This window comes from Achromobacter sp. Root83, from assembly GCF_001428845.1.
In the GTDB taxonomy this organism is placed as follows: Bacteria; Pseudomonadota; Gammaproteobacteria; order Burkholderiales; family Burkholderiaceae_B; genus Achromobacter.
The window spans coordinates 655,812-677,402 of record NZ_LMIU01000012.1 but is presented as its reverse complement, the minus strand read 5'-3'; the positions used below and the strand labels follow the sequence as shown (position 1 = coordinate 677,402).

At 66.7% G+C, this 21,591-nt stretch carries 18 protein-coding genes; 13 read left to right on the top strand and 5 right to left on the bottom strand.

All coding sequences use genetic code 11. The annotated features are described in order from the left end of the window. Positions 1–80: 80 nt before the first annotated feature. The gene (gene lpxO, locus ASE30_RS15520) at positions 81–980 is read left to right on the top strand and encodes a lipid A hydroxylase LpxO (protein WP_057285161.1); all 900 of its coding nucleotides are present in this window, start codon (positions 81–83) and stop codon (positions 978–980) included. Positions 981–1,026: 46 nt separating this feature from the next. Here the strand turns inward: lpxO and hrpA are convergent, their stop codons facing one another. From hrpA to ASE30_RS15505, 3 genes are all read right to left on the bottom strand, one after another. Beyond that, entirely contained in the window at positions 1,027–5,139 is a 4,113-nt protein-coding gene (gene hrpA / locus ASE30_RS15515; protein ID WP_156407654.1) for an ATP-dependent RNA helicase HrpA, read from the bottom strand. A gap of 104 nt (positions 5,140–5,243) precedes the next feature. Then, a complete protein-coding gene (locus ASE30_RS15510; protein WP_057285220.1) occupies positions 5,244–6,653 on the bottom strand; it encodes an FAD-binding oxidoreductase in 1,410 nt (469 codons plus the stop codon). 7 nt (positions 6,654–6,660) lie between these two features. Beyond that, a complete protein-coding gene (locus ASE30_RS15505) occupies positions 6,661–7,341 on the bottom strand; it encodes an aspartate/glutamate racemase family protein (RefSeq protein WP_057285160.1) in 681 nt (226 codons plus the stop codon). Positions 7,342–7,466: 125 nt separating this feature from the next. Here ASE30_RS15505 and ASE30_RS15500 point away from each other — a divergent pair, with 125 nt between their 5' ends. The 12 genes from ASE30_RS15500 to ASE30_RS15445 all read left to right on the top strand — a co-directional run bounded on the left by ASE30_RS15500 (position 7,467) and on the right by ASE30_RS15445 (position 19,893). After that, positions 7,467–8,408, top strand: coding sequence for a LysR substrate-binding domain-containing protein (locus ASE30_RS15500; RefSeq protein WP_057285159.1), 942 nt, complete (start codon positions 7,467–7,469; stop codon positions 8,406–8,408). A 121-nt stretch (positions 8,409–8,529) separates the two neighbouring features. Next, positions 8,530–9,456, top strand: a complete 927-nt coding sequence (locus ASE30_RS15495; protein ID WP_057285158.1) for a dihydrodipicolinate synthase family protein — start codon at positions 8,530–8,532, stop codon at positions 9,454–9,456. A gap of 13 nt (positions 9,457–9,469) precedes the next feature. Next, on the top strand, positions 9,470–10,249 hold the full coding sequence (locus ASE30_RS15490) for an SDR family oxidoreductase (protein WP_057285157.1): 780 nt from the start codon (positions 9,470–9,472) through the stop codon (positions 10,247–10,249). A 26-nt stretch (positions 10,250–10,275) separates the two neighbouring features. Then, complete coding sequence (gene hydA, locus ASE30_RS15485) at positions 10,276–11,754, top strand: dihydropyrimidinase (protein ID WP_057285156.1); 1,479 nt, start codon at positions 10,276–10,278, stop codon at positions 11,752–11,754. Between the two features lie 10 nt (positions 11,755–11,764). Continuing rightward, a complete protein-coding gene (locus ASE30_RS15480; RefSeq protein ID WP_057285155.1) occupies positions 11,765–12,712 on the top strand; it encodes an N-carbamoyl-D-amino-acid hydrolase in 948 nt (315 codons plus the stop codon). A 10-nt stretch (positions 12,713–12,722) separates the two neighbouring features. Continuing rightward, a complete protein-coding gene (locus tag ASE30_RS15475; RefSeq protein ID WP_082601590.1) occupies positions 12,723–13,577 on the top strand; it encodes a transporter substrate-binding domain-containing protein in 855 nt (284 codons plus the stop codon). Positions 13,578–13,651: 74 nt separating this feature from the next. Continuing rightward, complete coding sequence (locus ASE30_RS15470) at positions 13,652–14,398, top strand: amino acid ABC transporter ATP-binding protein (RefSeq protein ID WP_057285154.1); 747 nt, start codon at positions 13,652–13,654, stop codon at positions 14,396–14,398. A 21-nt stretch (positions 14,399–14,419) separates the two neighbouring features. Further along, the gene (locus tag ASE30_RS15465; RefSeq protein WP_057285153.1) at positions 14,420–15,097 is read left to right on the top strand and encodes an amino acid ABC transporter permease; all 678 of its coding nucleotides are present in this window, start codon (positions 14,420–14,422) and stop codon (positions 15,095–15,097) included. Between the two features lie 89 nt (positions 15,098–15,186). After that, on the top strand, positions 15,187–15,861 hold the full coding sequence (locus ASE30_RS15460; RefSeq protein WP_057285152.1) for an amino acid ABC transporter permease: 675 nt from the start codon (positions 15,187–15,189) through the stop codon (positions 15,859–15,861). 162 nt (positions 15,862–16,023) lie between these two features. After that, complete coding sequence (gene argA, locus ASE30_RS15455) at positions 16,024–17,382, top strand: amino-acid N-acetyltransferase (protein WP_057285151.1); 1,359 nt, start codon at positions 16,024–16,026, stop codon at positions 17,380–17,382. Positions 17,383–17,482: 100 nt separating this feature from the next. Beyond that, positions 17,483–17,755 (top strand): oxidative damage protection protein, encoded by a 273-nt coding sequence (locus ASE30_RS15450; protein WP_057285150.1) that lies wholly within the window; start codon positions 17,483–17,485, stop codon positions 17,753–17,755. A 185-nt stretch (positions 17,756–17,940) separates the two neighbouring features. After that, positions 17,941–19,893: a phosphocholine-specific phospholipase C gene (locus ASE30_RS15445; protein ID WP_057285149.1), complete on the top strand. Its 1,953-nt coding sequence runs from the start codon at positions 17,941–17,943 to the stop codon at positions 19,891–19,893. Between the two features lie 84 nt (positions 19,894–19,977). On the opposite strand, the gene phoU is transcribed toward ASE30_RS15445, so the two are convergent. Both phoU and rpiA read right to left on the bottom strand, forming a co-directional pair. Then, the gene (phoU, locus tag ASE30_RS15440; RefSeq protein ID WP_057285148.1) at positions 19,978–20,706 is read right to left on the bottom strand and encodes a phosphate signaling complex protein PhoU; all 729 of its coding nucleotides are present in this window, start codon (positions 20,704–20,706) and stop codon (positions 19,978–19,980) included. A 167-nt stretch (positions 20,707–20,873) separates the two neighbouring features. Then, positions 20,874–21,554, bottom strand: a complete 681-nt coding sequence (gene rpiA / locus ASE30_RS15435; protein ID WP_057285147.1) for a ribose-5-phosphate isomerase RpiA — start codon at positions 21,552–21,554, stop codon at positions 20,874–20,876. Between the last annotated feature and the right edge of the window lie 37 nt (positions 21,555–21,591).

Genomic DNA, 21,591 nt, shown 5'->3' with positions numbered 1-21,591 from the left:
GTGCGGAACCACCGCGCCGCGGCGCTTGTGGGACAATACACGCTATCGGGGGCTACCTCGTATCAGGACAAGATTTACGTATGAAATGGTTAATTCCCGGGATCTGGTTTGCAGCCATCCTGTTCGCTCACCTGAGGGGCCGTGTCAGGCTGCCGCTGGGCCGGCAACTGTTGGACCACTCCGTGCTGCTGGCCCCCATCAACGCCTTCATGGTGCTGACGTCGCGGGTGCCTTCGACGCCCTATCTGACCACCAGCGAGATCGCCGAACTCAAGGTGCTGGACGAAAACTGGGAGACGATCCGCGAAGAAGCCATGCAAATGGCCGAAATGCAACGGATCAAAGCGGCCGATACCCACAATGACATCGGCTTCAATTCCTTTTTCAAATACGGCTGGAAGCGCTTCTACCTGAAGTGGTATGAGGCGCGCCACCCGTCGGCCGAGGAATTGTGCCCCAAGACGGTCGCCATCTTGAAGACCCTGCCCAAGGTCAAGGCCGCGATGTTCGCCGAGCTGCCCCCGGGCGGCCAGTTGAACCCTCACCGAGACCCCTTCGCGGGATCGCTGCGCTACCACCTGGGCCTCGTCACCCCGAACGACGACGGCTGCCACATCATCGTGGACGGCGAACATTACAGTTGGCGCGACGGCGAAAGCGTGGTGTTCGACGAAACCTACGTGCACGAGGCCTACAACAAGACGGCCGAGAACCGGATCATCCTGTTCTGCGACGTGGAGCGCCCGCTGAAATGGCGCTGGGCCGAAGGCTTCAACCGCTGGTTCGGCCGCGTCGTCATGTCCGCGGCCAGTTCGCCCAACGACGGCGGCGACCAGACCGGCGCCATCAACAAGCTGACCCACGCGCACTGGGTGATCGACGAGAAGCGCAAGGCCTTCAAGACCTGGAACCGCAATGTCTACAAGGCCACCAAGTATGGCCTGATCATTTTGGTAGTCGCCGGATTCCTGGCGCTGTAGCAAAACAGGCCGCGAACATCGCGGCCTGTTTTCTTTGCGCGCCGGGTCAGCGCTTGATCGATTCCCAGCTCTTCATCAGGCGTTTGACCGACACCGGCATCGGGGTTCGCAGTTCCTGCGCGAACAGGGCCACGCGCAGTTCCTCCAACAGCCATCTGAATTCATCCAGCCGGGGATCCGGCGCCCCCTTCAGTGCCGAGCGCGCCCGTTGATACTGCGTCACCAGCGGCGCCATTTCCGCCACCAGTTTCGCATCGCGCGCCGGATCGGCGCGCAGCTTGTCGATGCGCGCCACCGCCGCCTTCAGATAGCGGGGGTAGTGCGAAAGCTGCGCGTACGGCGTATCGCGGATGAACCACTTGGGCATCAGCGCGCCCAACTGCTGCTGCAGATCGGCATAGGCGGCGGCGTGGGGCTTGGCCTGCGGCAGCTTGCGCTGGACGGCGGCGTACTCGGCAAGCACGGCTCCGGCCAGTCTTGCCACCTCCTGGGCCAGCAGGCCCAGCCTGCCCTTGCCTTCAGCGCGCCTGGCCTCGAACTGCTGTTCGTTCACGGGCCACGGCTCGGCCAGGCAAGCCTGCCCGAGCGCGCAGTCGATGATCTGGTCCCGCAGTTCCTCCTGCGTGCCCAGCGTCATGTACAGCATGCTGATCTTGGTCAGGTCCGCCAGGTTCTTTTCCAGGAATTTCACCTGCTCGCGCAGCCCCAGCCGGAACAGCTTGAGCAGGCCCGCGCGGTGAGCTTTGCGTGCCTCGTCCGGGTCGTCGAAGACGTCCAGGTCGCAGTGCGCGCCGCGGTCGACCAGCGCCGGATAGCCGATGACGGACTGGCCGCGCCGCTTGATCTCCATGATCTCCGGCAGGGGGCCGAAGGACCAGGAGGTGAGGTTTTCGTGCGCGAGCGCCTGGGCAACCTGCGTGTCGGTGGCCGCCAACTGCTGGAACGTGGCCTGGGCCTGCTTGCCGAATTCGGCCCGCAACTGCGCCAGGTTGCGCCCCGCGGCCAGCATGCGGCCATGTTCGTCGACCACGCGGAAGTTCATGAACAAGTGGGCCGGCAGGGTCTCCAGCTTGAAGTCCGCCACCGCGGGCCGCACCTGCACCTGATCCCACATGTCGGCAATGATCGCGTCCACCAGCCCCTGCTGGGGATCGGCCTGCCGTTCAAACCAGCGGTCATAGAAGCCCGCCGCATAATCCGGCAGCGGCACGCAATGGCGGCGCAGCTTCTGCGGCAGGGACTTCAGCAGCAGGTGCACCTTTTCCTTCAGCATGCCGGGGACGAGCCACTCGCAGCGCGCCGGATCGATCTGGTTCAGGGCGAACAGCGGCACCGCCAGGGTGACACCGTCGCGCGGGGACCCCGGCTCGAAGTGGTAGTCCAGGGCCATCGACACGCCCTGCCATTCGACCTTCTTGGGAAAGACGTCGGTCGTGACGCCGGCGGCCTCGTGGCGCATCAGTTCGTCGCGGGTCAGCATCAGCTTGGCGGCCGACGCCTTGTCCAGCCCGTTGACCCACTTTTCCAGCGACGCCGTCTGCGAGATATCGGCCGGCAACTGGCGGTCATAGAACGCGTGGATCAGCTCGTCGTCCACCAGGATGTCCGGGCGGCGCGTCTGATGCTCCAGCTTTTCGATGCCCGCGATCAGCTTGCGGTTATGCGCCACGAATGCCAGGCGCGTATCGATTTCGCCGGGCACCAGCGCCTGACGGATGAAGAGCTCCCGTGCCTGCGTGGGGTTCACGCGGCCGTAGTGGATACGCCGGCCCGTGTATATGGTCAGCCCGTAAAGCGTGGCCCGTTCATTGGCCACGACCTGCCCGGCCTTCTTTTCCCAGCGCGGGTCGGACCAGTTCTTGCGGATCAGGTGGGCGCCCACCTTTTCCAGCCAGACGGGGTCGATGCGCGCCACGCAGCGCGCATACAGACGCGTGGTCTCGACCAGTTCGGCGGCCATGATCCAGCGGCCGGCTTTCTTCACCAGGCGCGAGCCCGGGTGGATGTGGAAGCGGATCTCGCGGGCCCCTTGGTAATGCCCGCCCTCGTCGCTCTTGAAGCCGATATTGCCCAGCAGGCCGGACAGCAGGGCCAGATGCAATTGCTCGTACGTGGCTTCGATCTGGTTGACGCGCCAGCCCTGTTCGCCCACCAGCGCTGCAAGCTGCGTATGCACGTCATGCCACTCGCGCAGGCGGATCGGCGACAGGAAGTTCTGCCGCAGCAGGCCCACCAGCTTGCGCTGGGATGCCTTGTGCTGCACCTGCTCGCCGTACCAGCGCCACAGTTTCAGGAAGGAGATGAACTCCGACTTGTCGTCGGCGAACTTGGCGTGCGCCGCCTCGGCGGCTTCGCGCTCCTGCATGGGGCGGTCGCGCGCATCCTGCACCGACAGGGCCGAGGCGATGATCAGCATTTCGGCCAGGCACTGGTGCTCGCGTGCCGCCAGGATCATCCGGCCGATGCGCGGGTCCACCGGCAGCTTGGCCAGTTCATGGCCGGTCTGCGTCAGCGCAAAGGCCGCGCCGGTGCGCGCGGCGTCCGCGTCGTCGTCAGACGTGGACACCAATTCGATCGCGCCCAGCTCCTGCAGCAGATGGTAGCCGTCGGCCACGGCGCGCCCGGGCGGCGCCTCGACGAAGGGGAACTGTTCGATATCGTCCAGCTTCAGCGATTTCATCCGCAGGATGACCGACGCCAACGACGAACGCAGCACTTCGGGGTCGGTGAAGGCCGCCCGGTTGTTGAAGTCCAGCTCGTCATAGAGCCGGATGCATACGCCCGGCCCCACCCGGCCGCAACGGCCGGCGCGCTGGTTGGCCGACGCCCGGCTGATGGGCTCGATGCGCAGCTGCTCGACTTTGTTGCGCCAGGAATAGCGCTTGATGCGCGCCAGCCCGCTGTCGACCACGAAGCGGATGCCAGGCACCGTCAGCGAGGTTTCCGCCACGTTGGTGGCCAGCACGATGCGCCGCGCGTTGCCGCGCGGATGAAAGATCTGTTCCTGTTCCGCCTGCGACAGCCGCGCGAACAGCGGCAGCACCTCGGTGCCGGCCGGATGGCGCTTGCGCAGCGCTTCGGCGGACTCGCGGATCTCGCGTTCGCCCGGCAGGAACACCAGCACGTCGCCCGGACCGTGCCGCGCGCATTCGTCCACGGCATCCACGATGGCGTCGATCAGATCACGTTCCTCGTCGCCCGACATGCGTTCGCGGTCGCGGCCAGTCTTGGCCGGCGGCGGCGCGCCCTCGTCGGCCGCCAGTTCCTCGCGCACGGGCCGGTAGCGGACTTCCACCGGGTACAAGCGGCCCGACACCTCGATGACGGGCGCGGGCTTGTCCTCGGACGCGGCAAAGTGCCTGGCGAAGCGGTCGGCGTCGATGGTGGCCGACGTGATGATCAGCTTCAGGTCGGGGCGCCGCGGCAGCAGTTGCTTCAGGTAGCCCAGCAGGAAATCGATGTTCAGGCTGCGCTCGTGCGCCTCGTCGATGATGATGGTGTCGTAGCGGCGCAGCAGCGGATCGCGCTGCGACTCGGCCAGCAGGATGCCGTCCGTCATCAGCTTGATGGACGCATTGGGCCCGGTGCGGTCGTTGAACCGCACCTGGTAGCCCACCACTTCGCCCATGGGCGTGTTCAGCTCTTCGGCGATGCGCTTGGCCACCGAGGTCGCCGCCAGCCGGCGCGGCTGGGTGTGGCCGATCATCTTCTGGCGGCCGCGCCCCAGTTCCAGGCAGATCTTCGGAAGCTGGGTGGTCTTGCCCGACCCCGTTTCACCGCTGACGATCACGACCTGATGGCCCGCGATGGCGCGCGCGATCTCCTGCCGCCGGGCGCTGACGGGCAGGTCTTCCGGGTAATTCACGACGGGAATGGGCCGCTCGGGACGCGCAGCGGGGCGGCTTTCGGACCGGGATCTTGCACGGCCCTCGTTTGCCGGCGCGTTCGCGTCCGGCTCCCGAGGGGCTTTCCGAGGGTCCGTGCGAGGGTCTTTCCGCGGCTCTTTGCGAGGCTCTTTGCGAGGTTCGTTCCGGAGTTCGTTCCCGGGCTCGTTCCCGGGTGCTTTCCCGGTCTCGTTCCGGTCTTTCCCGGGCTCGTTCCGGCCCTCGGCGTGCGGCACGGACTTTTTGGGCGCCCGCGGGCTGGAGGATTCAGGCATGTAGGATTTATCCAATTAGCCTGCCATTATAAATTTCCGGCGGACTTCGCGCGCGGAGCCGTCCGCGGGCGCCGCCAACCCGGCTTGCCGCCCCTTGCCCGGACCTACAGCAGTTTGCCGGGATTCATCAGATGATTCGGGTCCAGCGCCCGCTTGATCATGAGCATCAGGTCCATTTCGACGGGTGACTTGTAGCGCCGCAGCTCGTCGCGCCGCAATTGCCCGACTCCGTGCTCGGCGCTGATGCTGCCGCCACGCTGCGCCACCAGGTCGTGCACGCGGCGGTTCAGCGCCGCCGTCAGCCGGGCGTACTCCGCCGGCGCCACGTCCAGCGGCAACAACACGTTGTAGTGCAGGTTGCCGTCGCCGATATGGCCGAAATTCACGATGGGCAAGCCCGGAAAATCCGACACCAGCGCCAGATCCGCCTCTTCCACGAATGCGGCGAGCCGGGAGATGGGCAGCGCGATATCGTGCTTGACCGCTTTGCCGGCGCGCACCTGCGCCTGGGAAATGCCTTCGCGCAGCCGCCACATGGACTGGGCCTGCGCCTCGTTCATAGCGATCACGCAGTCCTGGATCAGCCCCTCTTCCAGCGCCGTGCCCAGCGAGGTCTCCAGCAGGGCGGACAATCCCGAGGGCTCCGTATCCGACAGTTCCAGCATCACGTAATACGGATGCCGGCCCGCCAGCGGACTGGCCGCGCCGCTGACGTGGGCCACCACCAGGTCCAGGCAGCGGGCCGACATCATCTCGAAGGCGGTCAGTCGTTCGCCGCAGGCGGCCTGCAGACGGGTCAGCAGCGCCACCACCTGCGCGGGCGTTTCGGCGCCGGCCCAGGCCGTGGCGCGGCCGGCGGGCGCGGGATACAGTTTCAGCACCGCCCCCGTGATGATGCCCAATGTGCCTTCCGAGCCGATGAACAGGCTCTTCAGGTCATAGCCGGTGTTGTCCTTGCGCAAGCCGCGCAGGCCGTTCCAGACACGCCCGTCCGGCAACACCACTTCCAGCCCCAGCGCCAGATCCCGCGTGTTGCCATAGCGCAGCACGGCGGTGCCGCCGGCGTTGGTGGCGAGGTTGCCGCCGATGGTGCAGCTTCCTTCGGCGCCCAGGCTCAAGGGGAAGAACCGTCCCACGCCGCGCGCGGCCTCCTGCACATCAGCCAGCAGCACGCCGGCATCGGCGCACAGGGTGTTGCTGACCGGGTCCACCTCGCGGATGCGCTTCATGCGGTTCAGGCTCAGGATCACCTGAGCGCCGCTGGCATCCGGCGTGGCGCCGCCGCTCATGCCGGTGTTGCCGCCCTGCGGCACCACCGGGACCCGCGTCTGGTGACACAGGCGCATGACGGCGGACACCTCGGTGGCGTTGCGCGGACGCACCACCACGGGCGTGCTGCCCTGCCACTTGCCCAGCCAATCGCGCACGTAAGGCGCCTGGCCGTCGGCGTCCAGCACCAGCCCGGCATCGCCCACCAGGTGCGACAGCCGTTCGATCAGTTCGTGATGGCGCATGCTGGCCTCAGGCGCCATGCCAATTGAGCCGGATGCGGCCGATCGCCATGGCCGCCGCCGCCTGCGTGGGCTCCACCACCGGCAGGCCCAATTCGCCTTGCAGCCAGCCCCGGTAGGCCGCCATGCCCGCGCACCCCAGGACGAGCACGTCGGCCTGGTGCTCGTCGCGCAAACGCCGTCCCACCTGCAGCAGGCGTTCGCGTGTGCGCGACTGGTCGGACAATTCCACGACGCCCAGATCCAGCGGCAGTTCGGCCGCCACGCGAGCCGACAGGCCCGCCGCGCCGAACAGCCGCCCGTGGCGCGGCAGCGACTGACGCAGGATGGCGATCACGCCCACGCGCTGACCTAGGGTAAGCGCCGTCAGCATGCCGCATTCGCTGATACCCAGCACCGGCTTGGGCGTCGCCTCCCGCACGGCGTGCAGCCCGGGGTCGCTGAAGCAGGCGATGACATAGCCCGCCGCGGCCGCGCCATGCTTGGCGTCCAGCTCGCGCACAAGCCGCGCCAGCGGCAGCGTCACGCTTTCGACGTCCATCTGGGTCTGCACGCCGGCAGGCCCTTCGGCCAGCGTCAGGCACCGGATGCGCGGACCGCCCGCCATGCGCAGCGGCTCCAGGGCGGCGTCAAACGCGTCCGTCACGGCCTGCGTGGAATTGGGGTTGATGACAAAGAGGGTCTGTTCCATTCGTCCATCCTGGGCAAGATACGGCGCCAGTCTAGCTGCGCCGCCACATAAGCATGTATTGTCAATTTGTGCGTTGCCCTTAACCCTTTGTTATGCTTTTTCCGTCAAGTCGGAGCGTGCGCGTCATGCAACTGAATCTGCGGCAAATCGAAGTATTCCGGGCGGTCATGACGACCGGCTCGATCAGCGGCGCGGCCAAGCTTCTGTTCGTTTCACAGCCGGCGGTGAGCCGCCTCTTGTCGCACACGGAACAGCGGCTGGGGTTCGCGCTGTTCGAACGCATCAAGGGGCGGCTCTACCCCACGCCCGAATCGCGCCAGCTGTTCCGCGAAGTAGAGACCGTCTATGCCGGCGTGCGGCGCGTCGGTGAACTGGCGTCCGAACTGGCCGAGCGCCGCAGCGGCATTCTGCATCTGGTGTCCAGTCCCAGCATCGGCCATATGCTGATCCCGCTGACCATCGCGCGCTTCCGGGAAACGCATCCCGACGTGAAGATCACCTTCCAGCCGCTGACCCAGCAGCCGTTGACGCAGATGCTGCTGGACAATCGCGCCGAACTGGGCGTGGTGATTCTTCCGATCCAGCATCCGAACCTGCTGACCCAGGCCATCGGCCAGGCGCGGCTGGTCTGCATCTGTCCATACAACCATCCGCTGGCCCACCGGTCGTTGCTGTCGATCGCCGACCTGCTGCCTTATCCGCTGATTTCCTACGGCGGCGATACGCCGTTCGGCACGCTCGTGGAACAGATGTTCCTCGAGGCCGGCCAGACCCGCCGGCTGGCGGTGGAGGTGAGTTCGCCGCAGAACGCGTGTTCCCTGGTGCAGGCCGGCGCGGGGATTGCCATCGTGGACGAATTCTCGGTCAAGAGCCGCACGCAGGGAGACTTCGTGGTTCGTCCCATCGACCAGGCCAAGACGCTTACCGCCAGCCTGGTGCAGTCGCGCTTCGAGCCCCTGTCGCAACTGGCGCAGGCCTTCGTGGACGTGCTGCGCCACACCTTGCAGGACCAGGGTTTCGAGCTTGCCGCACCGGCTCTGGCAAACCCTGCCAAGGGTAAACCTTGACTTAACAGGCTGTTATACCAAAGCAATAAAAAAGCAAGTGGAGTTCTAAAACTTCCGCTTTAGGATGACATCCGAAACGTCGTTTCCGATTTCGGTTTTCACGCATCCTGACGGAGTAAAGATGGCAGCCTCCATCGACGCCCAAGGCGTCTTCACCATTTGTCCCACGCCCTTCGACGATGCCCTGAAGGTGGATACCGGCAGCATCCGCACGCTGGTCGACTTCCTGCTGGAAACCGGTGTGACCGGCCTGGCCATCCTGGGATTCCTGGGCGAGCTGCACAAGCTGTCCAATGCGGAACGCAGGCAGGTCCTGGAGACGTTCGTCAAGCATACCGACGGCCGCGTGCCGGTCTGGGTCGGGGTGCGCGCCCACGGCATCACCGGCGCGATCGAACAGGCGCAGGAAGCGCAGGACATGGGCGCTTCCGCCGTGTTCGCCGCGCCGCTGGACAACGCCAGCGACGCGCTGCTGTTCGACTACTACAAGGCCGTCGCGGACGCCGTGAAGATCCCCGTGGTGATCCACGACTTTCCCGATTCGTTCGGCACCGAAATCCGGCCCGAGGTCGTCGCGCGCCTGGGCCGCGAAGGCGGCGTGCACCTGATCAAGATGGAAGAACCGCCGGTCGCGCAGAAGATCAGCCGCATCCGCGAGCTCGTGCCGGACGCGGACATGAAGATCTTCGGCGGACTGGGCGGTGTGTACTTCCTGGAAGAGCTGCAGCGCGGGGCGGTCGGCACCATGACCGGCTTCGCCTTCCCGGAGATCCTGGTGGCCATCTATGAACGCTACGCCCGAGGCGACCATGCCGGCGCGGCGGCGATCTTTGACCGCTACTGCCCGCTGATCCGCTACGAATTCCAGCCCAAGATCGGCCTGGCCTTGCGCAAGTACGTCTACCAGCGCCGCGGCGCCATCAAGAGCCATGCGCTGCGCGCGCCCGGCATGCGCATCGACCCGGTGACGGCGGCCGAACTCGAGGCCACGGTCGCGCGCGTCGGGCTGTCGCTCGCGGCCACCGGCCGGCAACCGGTGCAAGGCTGAAAGGAGCATCGCAATGGACTTGGGAATCAAAGGCAGGAACGCGCTGGTGTGCGCATCCAGCAAGGGCTTGGGCTACGCGTGCGCGCTGTCGCTGGCGCGCGAAGGCGTGAACCTGGTGATGGCCGCGCGCACGGCCAGCACGCTTGACGCGGCGGCGGAGGCGATTCGCCGCGAAACCGGCGCGGCCATCGTCACCGTGGCCGCCGACGTCACCACCGAAGCCGGCAGACAGGCGCTGCTGGCCGCGTGCCCCGAGCCCGACATCCTCGTGACCAACGCGGGAGGCCCCAAGCCCGGCGACTTCCGCGAATGGTCGCGCGAGGACTGGATCGCCGCGCTGGACGCCAACATGCTCACGCCGATCGCCCTCATCCGCGCCACCGTGGACGGCATGATGGCGCGCCGCTTCGGCCGCATCGTCAACATCACGTCCGCCGCGGTGAAGATGCCCATCGACATCCTGGGACTGTCGAACGGCGCGCGGGCGGGCCTGACCGGCTTCGTCGCGGGCCTTGCGCGCCAGACGGTGCGCCATGGCGTCACCATCAACAATCTGCTGCCCGGCCCCTTTCTCACCGACCGCCTGCGTCAGACCGCCGAGCGCGGTGCGCGGGACAGCGGCAAGACGGTGGACGACGTGCTGGCGGCGCGCCTGGCCGGCATCCCGGCCGGCCGCTACGGCGACCCGGCGGAATTCGGCGATGCCTGCGCGTTCCTGTGCGGCGCGCGCGCCGGCTTCATGACCGGGCAGAACCTGGTGCTGGATGGCGGCATCTATCCCGGCACCCTCTGATCCCTTCCAAGCGGAACCCCCATCCCATGACCGACACTGCCGCATTCGACCTGACCATCCGGAACGGGCGCATCAGCACCGCCACGGACACCTTCCATGCCGACATCGGCGTGCGCGACGGCGTGATCGTGGCGCTGGGCCAGAACCTGCCTGCAGGCTCGCGCGATATCGACGCCGCGGGCCGCTGGGTGCTGCCCGGCGGCATAGACAGCCACTGCCACGTCGAGCAGCTTTCCGGCATGGGCATCATGTGCGCCGACGATTTCTACAGCGCCACCGTGTCCGCGGCCTTCGGCGGCACCACCACCATCATTCCGTTCGCGGCCCAGCATCGCGGCAATGCGCTGCCGGAGGTGGTGGCCGACTATGCCCGGCGCGCCGAGGAAAAGGCGGTCATCGACTACGGCTTCCATCTGATCCTGTCGGACCCGACCGAGCAGGCGCTGTCGCACGACCTGCCCGAACTGATCCGGAACGGCATCACCTCGTTCAAGGTGTTCATGACCTATGACCGCCTGAAACTGGACGACTACCAGTTGCTTGACGTGCTGGAAGTCGCCGATCGCGAGGGCGCGCTGGTCATGGTGCATGCCGAAAACAACGACATGATCCGCTGGGTGGCACGGCGCCTGGCCGAACGCGGCATGACCGCGCCCAAGTATCACGCCGTGGCCCACACGCCGCTGGCGGAAAGCGAAGCCACCCATCGCGCCGTGACGCTGGCGCGCATGATGGACGTGCCCATCCTGATCGTCCACGTGGCCGGGCTGGAGGCCGTGCGCGTAGTGCATTCGTCGCAGGCGCTGGGCCTGCCCATCCATGCGGAAAGCTGCCCGCAATACCTGTTCCTGACCGCCGAGGACATCGACCTGCCCGGCCTGGAAGGCGCCAAGTTCTGCTGCAGCCCGCCCCCGCGCGACGCCGCCTCGCAAGAGGCGGTGTGGCAAGGCCTGACCGACGGCACCCTGCAACTGTATTCGTCGGACCACGCGCCCTACCGCTATGACGCCAGCGGCAAGCTGCCCAAGGGCGAGGCCACGACCTTCAAGGACGTGGCCAACGGCGTGCCGGGCCTGGAGGTGCGCATGCCGCTGCTGTTCTCCGAAGGTGTGCTGGGCGGGCGCATCTCCATCGAGCGTTTCGTCGCGCTGACCGCCGCCAACCACGCGCGCACCTACGGGCTGTATCCGCGCAAGGGCACCATCGCCGTGGGCGCGGATGCCGACATCGCCATCTGGAACCCGGAACGCGAAGTGACGATCTCCGCCTCCATGCTGCATGACAGCGTCGGCTACACGCCATACGAAGGCAAGACCGTGCGCGGCTGGCCTGAAGTGGTGATCAGCCGAGGCCGCGTGGCGGTCGAGAACGGGCAATTGCACGTGGCGCGGGGCAGCGGCCGGTTCATCAAGCGCGGCACGCCCGAACCCGTGCTGCGCCAGCGCCTGACCGGCAATCCCAACGCGCTCGTGCGCAAGTATTTTTCAAACAACGGCTCCGCCTGAGGATCACGACATGAGCAAACGTCCCTTCGGCCTGGCGGTCGCGCAGATGGGTCCGGTCCAACCGCAAGAGTCACGCCGCCAGGCGGTGGCCCGGCTGCTGGCGATGATGCGTGAGGCGCACGGCCGCGGCGCGCGCATGGTCGTGTTCCCGGAACTGGCGCTCACCACCTTCTTTCCGCGCTACTGGATGACGGAAGAAGAGGCGATGGAGCGCTACTTCGAAAAGGAAATGCCCGGCCCCGAGACGCGCATCCTGTTCGACACCGCGCGCGAGCTGGGCATCGGCTTCTATCTGGGTTATGCCGAGATCGCGTCGGACGCAAGGCGGTACAACACCAGCATCCTGGTCGACGCCAATGCGCGCATCGTGGGGCGCTACCGCAAGATCCATCTGCCGGGGCACAGCGACCACAAGCCCGAGGCCCCATTCCAGCACCTGGAAAAGAAATTCTTCGAAGTCGGCAACGAAGGCTTCAACGTCTGGGAAACCCTGGGCACGCGTGTCGGCATGTGCCTGTGCAACGACCGCCGCTGGACGGAAACCTGGCGCGTCCTGGCGCTGCAGGGCGCCGAGATCGTGGCGCTGGGATACAACACGCCGTCATTGAACATCCACTGGAATGAACCGGTCCACTTGCGCATGTTCCACCACCTGCTCAGCCTGCAGGCCGCCGCGTATCAGAACGCGGTGTGGGTGGCGGCGGCAGGCAAGGCCGGCGTGGAAGACGGCAGCCACCTGATCGCCGGATCGGCCATCGTCGCGCCCACGGGCGAGATCGTGGCGCAGGCGCAGGGGGAGGAGGACGAGGTGATTTATTGCCAGGCCGACCTGGCACTGGGAGACACCTTCAAGCAGCACATCTTCAACTTCGCCGCCCACCGGCGCCCGGAACACTACGGCTTGATACTTGAGCGTGTGGGAGCCGGGCCGGCGCTGGGCAAGACGCCTCTTCCCTAAAGGACCCGCCATGACCCGCCTTACCCGCACCCTGACCTTTGCCGGCCGCTGTGGCCTCACCTTCTGGCTGGCAGGCGCCGGCCTGGCCGCGGCGGCCCAGCCGCTCACCACCGGCGTGGACGCCACCTTCGCACCGCACGCCATGCCCAAGCTGGGCGGCGGGCTGGACGGCTTCAACATCGAACTGGGCCAGGCGCTGGCCAAGCAGCTGGGCACCACCATCAAGATCGAAGGCACCGAGTACGCCGCGCTGATCCCGGGACTGAACGCCAAGAAGTACGACTTTGTGCTTGCGCCCACCACCGCCACCGAGGAGCGTGCCCGCGCCCTGCTGTTCTCCGAAGGCTACCTGAACACCGACTACACCTTTGTGATCGGCAAGCAGGCCAAGGACATCGCCGGCCTGCAGGACCTGAAGGACAAGAAGCTGGCCGTGAACAAAGGCTCGGCCTATGAAAACTGGGCGCGCGACAACGCGGCCAAGTATGGCTTCAAGTACGACGTATACGCATCCAACGCGGACGCGGTTCAGGCCGTGCAGGCCGGGCGCGCCGATGCCAATCTGGCGGGCAATACCGTGGCGGCCTGGGCCGCCAAGCAGAATCCCGCGGTGCGCACCAGCTACACGATCAAGACGGGCCTGGTCTGGGCGCTTGCGTTCCGGCTGGACGACCAGGCGGGGCGCGACCGCGTGTCCATGGCGCTCAAGTGCCTGAAGCAGGACGGCACGGTGTCCAAGCTGGCCCAGAAGTGGTTCGGCTTCACGCCGGCCGCGGGCTCCGCCGCGGCCACCGTGACGCCCGGCCAGGGCGTGCCCGACCTGCCGGGCTATGACGCCACGCCGGTCGAACTGCGCTGCGGCTGATTCGCCGCGTCACTGCCAACGCACGGGGGATGGCGCCGCCTGCGGCCCGCCCTCGCGCTTCGAGGATGCACACGATGGAAGAACCGATCCTGAAAATCGCGGGGCTGCACAAGTCCTATGGCGACAACGCGGTGCTCAAGGGCATAGACCTGGAAGTGAAGAAAGGGGAACTGGTCTTCATGATCGGCCCCTCCGGGTCGGGCAAGAGCAGCCTGCTGCGCTGCTGCAACCGCCTCGAAGAACCGTCGGCGGGCACCATCCACGTCGACGGCCAAGAGATCACCGCGCCGGCCGCCGAACTGAACCGGATTCGGCAGAACATCGGCATGGTGTTCCAGCACTTCAACCTGTACCGCCACATGTCCGTGCTTTCCAACATCACGCTGGCGCTGCGCAAGGTGCAGCGGCTGGCGCGCGCCGAAGCCGACCGCCGCGGCATGGAAGCGCTGGAGCGAGTGGGCCTGGCGGACAAGGCCACCGCCTACCCCGACCAGCTCTCGGGCGGGCAGCAACAGCGGGTGGGCATCGCGCGTTCACTGGCCCTGCGGCCCAAGGTGGTGCTGTTCGACGAGCCCACCAGCGCGCTCGACCCCGAACTGGTGGGCAGCGTGCTGAACGTGATGCGGGAGCTCAAGCAGGACGGCATGACCATGATGGTGGTCAGCCACGAAATGGGGTTTGCCCGCGCGGCGGCCGACAGGGTTGTTTTCATGGACGGCGGCGTGATCGTCGAACAAGGCCCGCCGCAAGCCGTCTTCGGCGCTCCCCGTCAACCCCGCACGCAGGCCTTTCTTGCCCGCATGGCGGAACATGCCGCCTGAGGCGGCTTCACTGAGCACCCCATGGATCTGAACGCCCTGCTGTTCTCGTTCTTCAATGCCGAAGTCGCGTGGCGCTACCTGCCGGACATCCTGGCGGGCATGTGGATCACGCTCCAGCTTGGGGTGGCGGTGGCCGCCACGGGCGTGGCGCTTGGACTGGTTCTGGCCGTGCTGCGCGCGCTGCGCATCCGGCCGCTGAACTTCCTGATCATCTGCTTTGCCGACATCCTGCGCGCGCTGCCGCCGCTGGTGGTGATCATGGTGCTGTTCTTCGCTTTCCCCTACATCAACCTGTCGATGTCGGCGTTCATGGCCTGCTGGCTGTCCCTGTCGCTGGTGCTGGCCGCTTTCGCGGAAGAGATCTTCTGGGCCGGCATCCTGTCGGTGCCGCGAGGCCAGGCGGAGGCCGCCCGCTCCACGGGACTGAACTGGCTGCAGAGCATGGTCTACGTGGTGATGCCGCAAGCCATGCGGCTGACGGTGGCGCCCCTGACCAACCGCGTCATCGCCATCACCAAGAGCACCGCGCTGGGTTCGGTCGTGGGCCTGAGCGAAGTGCTCAACAACGCGCAATCGGCCAGCAGCAACGCAGGCAACGCCACGCCGTTGACATTGGCCGCGGTCGCCTGCCTGCTGATCTTCCTGCCGGTGGTGGTGCTGGGACGCTGGACCGAAACCCGTTTCAAGTGGAAGCACTGAGACCGCGTCATCGACACACGGCGGCGGCGCCGTCCCCCGCCCGGCCCCGCAAGGCTCCTATTGGCATGAACAGGCCCTAGAGGAAACGCATGGACGAAATCCTGCAGAATTTTTTCAATCTGAACATCTACATGAGCGTGGCGCCCTATCTGCTGCAGGGCCTGGGCCGCACGCTGATGCTATCGGCGATGGTGATTCCGGTCGGGCTGGCGTCGGGGCTGTTGATCGGCGTGCTGTCCATCACGCTCAAGCGGCGCTGGTCGCGCGTGCTGCTGGCCATCTACATCGACTTCTTCCGCGCCCTGCCGCCGCTGGTGCTGCTGATCTTCATCTATTTCGGCGCCCCCTTCCTGGGACTGGACCTGCCCAAGCTGCTTGCGGTGGCCATCGGCTTCATGCTCAATAATTCCTCCTATTACGGCGAGGTGTTCCGCGCCGGCCTGGAAAGCGTGCCGCGCGGGCAGATCGAAGCGGCGCGCTCGACCGGCCTGTCCGCCTGGCAGACGCTATGGCATGTGCAGATTCCGCAGGCCACGCGCAACGTCATGCCGGACCTCATCAGCAACACGCTGGAGGTCGTCAAGCTGACCACCCTGGCCAGTGCCGTGGCGCTGCCGGAGCTGCTGCGGGTGGCGCGCGACGCCCAATCGCTGGTGTACAACCCCTCGCCCATCGTGCTGGCGGCGCTTTTCTACCTGGCGCTGCTGTGGCCCGTCGTCCGTCTTTTGAGCCGGCTGGAGCACCGGAACCTGGCCAGGCACTGAGTTTCCTGTGGGGCACGCGCAACAGCGCGTGTCAAGCGCGCCGATGGCGGCCGGGCTGCGCGGTCATATAATTCCGCCTAACGCCGCCCTCCCGGCGGCGCGCGCGGCACAGCCCGCCGGCTTTGCCGTCCCGCGACCCCATAGGACCTAGCAACGCACATCATGCCCGACCTGGAACCAGACACCGTCTCCGCCCTTGAAGCCCCCGAATTCGCCGCCGCCCAGTTTGTGCGATGGTTCCGAGATGTCGCCCCCTATGTGCATGCGTTCCGAGGCAAGACCTTCGTGGTGGCGTTTGGCGGCGAACTTGTGCAGGCGGGCGCGCTGAATGCGCTGGTTCAGGACCTGTCCCTGCTGTCGTCGCTGGGAATCCGGCTGGTGCTGGTGCACGGCTCGCGCCCGCAGGTCAATGAGCAGTTGCGGCTGAAGGGGTTCACCCATCAGTTCGACCGAGGCCTGTCCCCCACCGACGCCGCCGCGCTCGAATGCGCCAAGGAAGCCGCCGGCGAAATCCGCCTGGACATCGAGGCGGCGTTCAGCCAGGGTCTGCCCAACACGCCGATGTCGCATGCGCACATCCGCGTCATCTCCGGGAATTTCGTCACGGCGCGTCCCACCGGCGTGCTGGACGGCGTGGATTACAAGCACACCGGTCAGGTACGCAAGATCGACGTGGAAGCGCTCAAGTTCGCCATCGAAAAGGGCTCGTCCGTCGTGCTGCTGTCGCCGCTGGGCTTCTCGCCCACCGGCGACGCCTTCAATCTGGCCATGGAAGACCTGGCGACCAGCGTCGCCGTGGCGCTGCGCGCCGAGAAGCTGATTTTCCTGTCCAGCTCGCAAGGCGTGCTGAACGAGGACGGCACGCTCGACACCGAGCTGGCCCGCATCGACGCCGACGCGCTGCTCGCGGCCGGCGAACTGGACGAAGAAACCCACGCCTTCCTGCAATACGCGTCGCTGGCGGTCAAGCGCGGCGTAGCGCGCGCGCACCTGCTGCCGTTCGAACTGGACGGCAGCGTGCTGCTTGAGATCTTTACCCACGATGGCGTGGGCACCATGGTCGTCGAAGACACGCTGGATGACCTGCGCGCCGCCACGATCGACGATGTGGGCGCCATCCTCAGCCTGATCGAACCGCTGGAAGCCGATGGCACCCTGGTGCCTCGCCCCCGCAGCGTGATCGAACGCGACGTCGAGAACTTCACCGTGCTGGAGCACGATGGCGTGATCTACGGCTGCGCGGCCCTGCATGCGTTCGCCGATGAGCAGATGGCCGAAATGGCCTGCCTGATCGTGCATCCCGAATGGCAGGGCTCGGGCGAAGGCGAGATCCTGCTGCGCCACATGGAGTCGCGCGCCCGCGCGGCGGGCGCCAAGCGCCTGTTCGTGCTGACCACCCGGACCTCGCACTGGTTCATCAAGCGCGGTTTCGTGCAGGGCGGGGTCACCGACCTGCCCCGTGAAAAGCAGAACAACTACAACCGTTCGCGCAACAGCATGATCTTTATCAAGAAGCTGTAACCGCGGCCGTCCCGACCTCGGGAACGGAAGGGGCTTGGCGCCCATGGGATGCCAAGCCCGCTAAAATACAGCGTTACTACTCTTTCCGGCAGCGAACACCATGGCTCGTATCGTCAACTGTGTGAAATTGAAGCGTGAAGCAGAAGGGCTGGACTATCCGCCCTATCCCGGCGAAGTCGGCACGCGCATCTGGCAGAGCATTTCCAGGGAAGCCTGGGAAGAATGGAAAGGTGTGCAGACCCGCCTCGTGAACGAAAACCGCCTGAACCTGGCGGATGCCCGGGCACGCAAGTACCTGCAACAGCAAATGGAACGCTTCCTGTTCGAAGACGGCAACGTCGAAGCCGACGGCTACGTTCCGCCTTCGGCCTGATCGGGCCGCGCCGCTTTCCCGCGGCGCCACCGCCACGAAGCCCCTCGTCCGCGAGGGGCTTCGCGTTTTGGGGCGCGCGGTCCGCTCACGCCTTCCCGGCCAGGCCTTCCCGGCGAGGCCTTCCCGGCCAGGCCTTCCCGGCGAGGCCTTAAGATTCGAATATCGCTGGCCGTATTAATGCTGTCATGAAAGAAGAATCGCGCTCGTCCGTTCCGCCCAATCCGTCCCCCGCCGTCAAACGCGCCCTGGAGACCGACCCAGATCGCAAGACCGGCACGCTGCAAGACGTGCGCCATGTCGTGATCCTGATGCAGGAAAACCGGTCCTTCGACCATTATTTCGGCTCTCTGCCCGGCGTGCGCGGCTTTGCGGACCCGCATCCCGTGCCCACGGCCGCGGGCACGGTCATGACGCAGGCCGACGGCGCCGCGCGTTGCAGCCCCTACGCGCTGCAGGCGGAGTACCCGAGCGACGCGCCGGTGGGCTATATCACGCCGCACACCTGGGACGACTCGCAGCGCGCCTGGAACGACGGCCGCATGGACCAATGGCTATCCGCCAAGAGCCGGCTGGGCATGGGCGCATACCACGGCGAGCAACTGCCGTTCCAGACCGAGCTGGCCAACGCTTTCACCTTGTGCGATGCCTACCATTGCTCGGTGCACGCGGGCACCAACCCCAACCGGCTGTTCCTGTGGACCGGCACCAACGACCCGCAGGGTCTGGCCGGCGGACCCGCCCTGGTCAACACCTTCGACCGCCCGGGCCCCGCCACCGAAGGCTATGCCTGGACCACCTATCCGGAACGCCTGCAAGCCGCGGGCGTGGACTGGCGCATCTACCAGGACATGGCGGACAACTATCACGACAACCCGCTGGCCGGCTTCAGGCAGTACCGCCGGCAACTTGCCGAAGGCGCCGCCGACGCCCCGCTGCGCGACCGCGGGCTGTCCACCCGCACGCTGGACGATCTGGCGCAAGACGTCGCCCAGGGCACGCTGCCGGCGGTGTCGTGGATCATCGCGCCCACGGCCGACTCCGAGCATCCCGAAGTGTCGTCGCCCCGCCAGGGCGGCGCCTACACCGAACGCGTGCTGGAAATCCTGACGCGGCATCCCGGCATCTGGAGCCGCTGCGTGTTCCTCGTCACCTACGACGAGAACGACTGCTTCTTCGATCACATGCCGCCGCCCGCGCCCCCTGCCCGCCATCCGGACGGCCAGTCCGGCGGCTTGTCCACGGTTGAACTGGACGGCGAATACCATGACGCCCGGCATGGTCCCAGCGCTTCGACCTCCGACGATCCGGCCAGCCTGCACGGACGCGGCTTTGGCCTGGGCCCGCGCGTCCCCATGCTGGTGATATCGCCCTGGAGCCGGGGCGGCTGGGTCAACTCGCAGGTGTTCGACCACACGTCGGTCATCCGCTTCCTGGAAGCCCGGTTCGGGGTGGCGGAACCGAACATCAGCGCATGGCGGCGCGCGGTCGCAGGCGACCTGACCTCGGCGTTCGACTTCACGGGCGACCGGGGTTCGCACCATCCGGACAGCAATCGCCACGCCTGTCCCTTGCCGTATGTGCTCGAGGCCGTGGGGCGGATGACCGCCGACGGCGAGCACTACCGCCTGACCTTGCGCAACCCCGGCAGCGCGGGCGCCGTCCTGCATGTCTACGACCGTCACGCGCTGACGCAGCCGCCGCGGCGCTACACCGTGGGCGCCGGCGCACGCCTGGACGATGGCTGGCGCCTGGCCAGCGACGGGGCTTACGACCTGTGGCTGCTCGGCCCCGACGGTTTCCACCGGCAGTTCCGCGGCGACGCCCAGGACGCCGGCATGCTCGAGGCCCAGTTGGTGCCCGTGACCTCGGGCCTGCGCCTGCGCCTGATCAATCACGGGGATGCGCCGCAGCCGGTCAGGCTGGAATCACGCATGAGCGACGGCTGGCGCGCCATGGCGCACGTGCCCGCGGGGGGAGCGATGGAGCTCAAGTACGCGGGCTGCGAAGGATGGTACGACCTGGAGATCGGCGCGCCCTCGATGCCGGCCTTCGCCCGGCGGCTGGCCGGCCGCATCGACGCCGGCAAGCCCGGCGTACCGGATCCGCGCCTGTGCCAGGGCGCGATGCTTGCGCCGTAGCGGCGGCGGGGTCGAAAAAAAACCCCAGGGCTAGACGCTGCTGGGGTCTCGATGACAAGGCGCGGCCGATGGCCGCGCTTTGCGTTACTGGTCCGGCGAGTCTTCGGACTCTTCCTCGCCACGCGCGAGGCGCTCGGTGTTCTTCACGCCGGTATGGCGCACATCCGCGCCCTTGACCATGTAGATCACGCGTTCGGACATGTTCTTGGCGTGGTCGCCGATGCGTTCGAGCGCGCGCGCGATGAAGATCATGTCGATCGCGCGCGAAATGGTGCGCGGGTCTTCGATCATGTAGGTGATCAGGTGGCGCAGCGCGCCCTTCCATTCCTTGTCGACCTCTTTATCGCTACGCACCACGGCGGCGGCAAGAATGGGGTCAAGGCGGGCAAACGCGTCCAGCGACTGATGCAGCATGGTGCGCACGTTGGCGGCCATGTGGCGCAGTTCGATCACGGGGATATGGCGCAGTTCGCCCTCGTGCACGCGGCGGGCGACGGTGGCGACCTTCTCGGCCTCGTCGCCGCAGCGTTCCATGTCGGTGAGCATCTTGGATACGGCCATCAGCATGCGCAGGTCGATGGCGGTAGGCTGGTGCCTGGCCAGGATGCGGCTGATGCTCTCGTCGATCTCGACCTCGTGGCGGTTGACTTCCTTTTCCCGTTCGCGGACTTTTTCAACCAAGGACAGGTCGGCGGTGGCCAGCGCGTCGATGGCCTCCTGGATCATGGCTTCCACCAGGCCGCCCATTTGCAAGAATTGCGAACGGACGCTTTCCAGATCGGCGTCGAACTGCTTGTTTGTATGCTCCGTCATCCGGGCTCCCTGCGTGGTTGATCTCATTGCATTGCCCCGAAATAAGAGAGTTACGAGATGGGACTGCACAACCTGCAAGGTTATGACCCAAGTGTGACAGGATTATGAATCCGGGCCCCGCCGCCCGCAAGGCGGATCGGCGGCGCGCCACGGGGGAGCCCGTCGCGTCAGGCGCGGCGGTCCAGCCGGCGGATGCCGTTCTGGGTGGCCAGCAGCGCCACGTCGGCGCCTGGCAGCGAAAACAGGCCGCAGGTCACGACGCCGGGCAGGTTGTTCAGGCGGGCTTCGAAGGCGGGCGCGTCGGCGATCGACAGGCCGGACACGTCCAGGATGATGTTGCCGTTATCGGTAACGAACCCTTCGCGCAGGCGCGGCTGCCCTCCCAGCGCGGCCAGCGCGCGCGCGACCGACTCGCGCGCCATGGGAATCACTTCCAGGGGCAGCGGGAACTTGCCCAGGGTCTGGACCAGCTTGGATTCGTCGGCGATGCAGATGAAGCGCTCGGCCACCGAGGCCACGATTTTCTCGCGCGTCAGCGCGCCGCCGCCGCCCTTGACCATGGACAGGCTGGCATCGATCTCGTCGGCGCCGTCGACGTAGATCGGCATGGTCGCCACGTCGTTCAGGTCCAGCACCTTCAGGCCATGGCCGGCAAGGCGCGCCGCGCTGCGCTCGGAACTGGCTACCGTGCCGCCGATGCGGCCCTTGAAACGCGCCAGCCCGTCGATGAAGAGATCGGCCGTGGACCCAGTGCCCACGCCGATGATGACGTCCGGGCCCGCGACCTGTTCAACGAATTCCAGGGCGGCGTCGGCGGCTTGCTGCTTGAGTTCTTGCTGGGTGAGCATGGCGGTGAAAGTGCGGGAAAGTTGGTTGAGCCAGGAA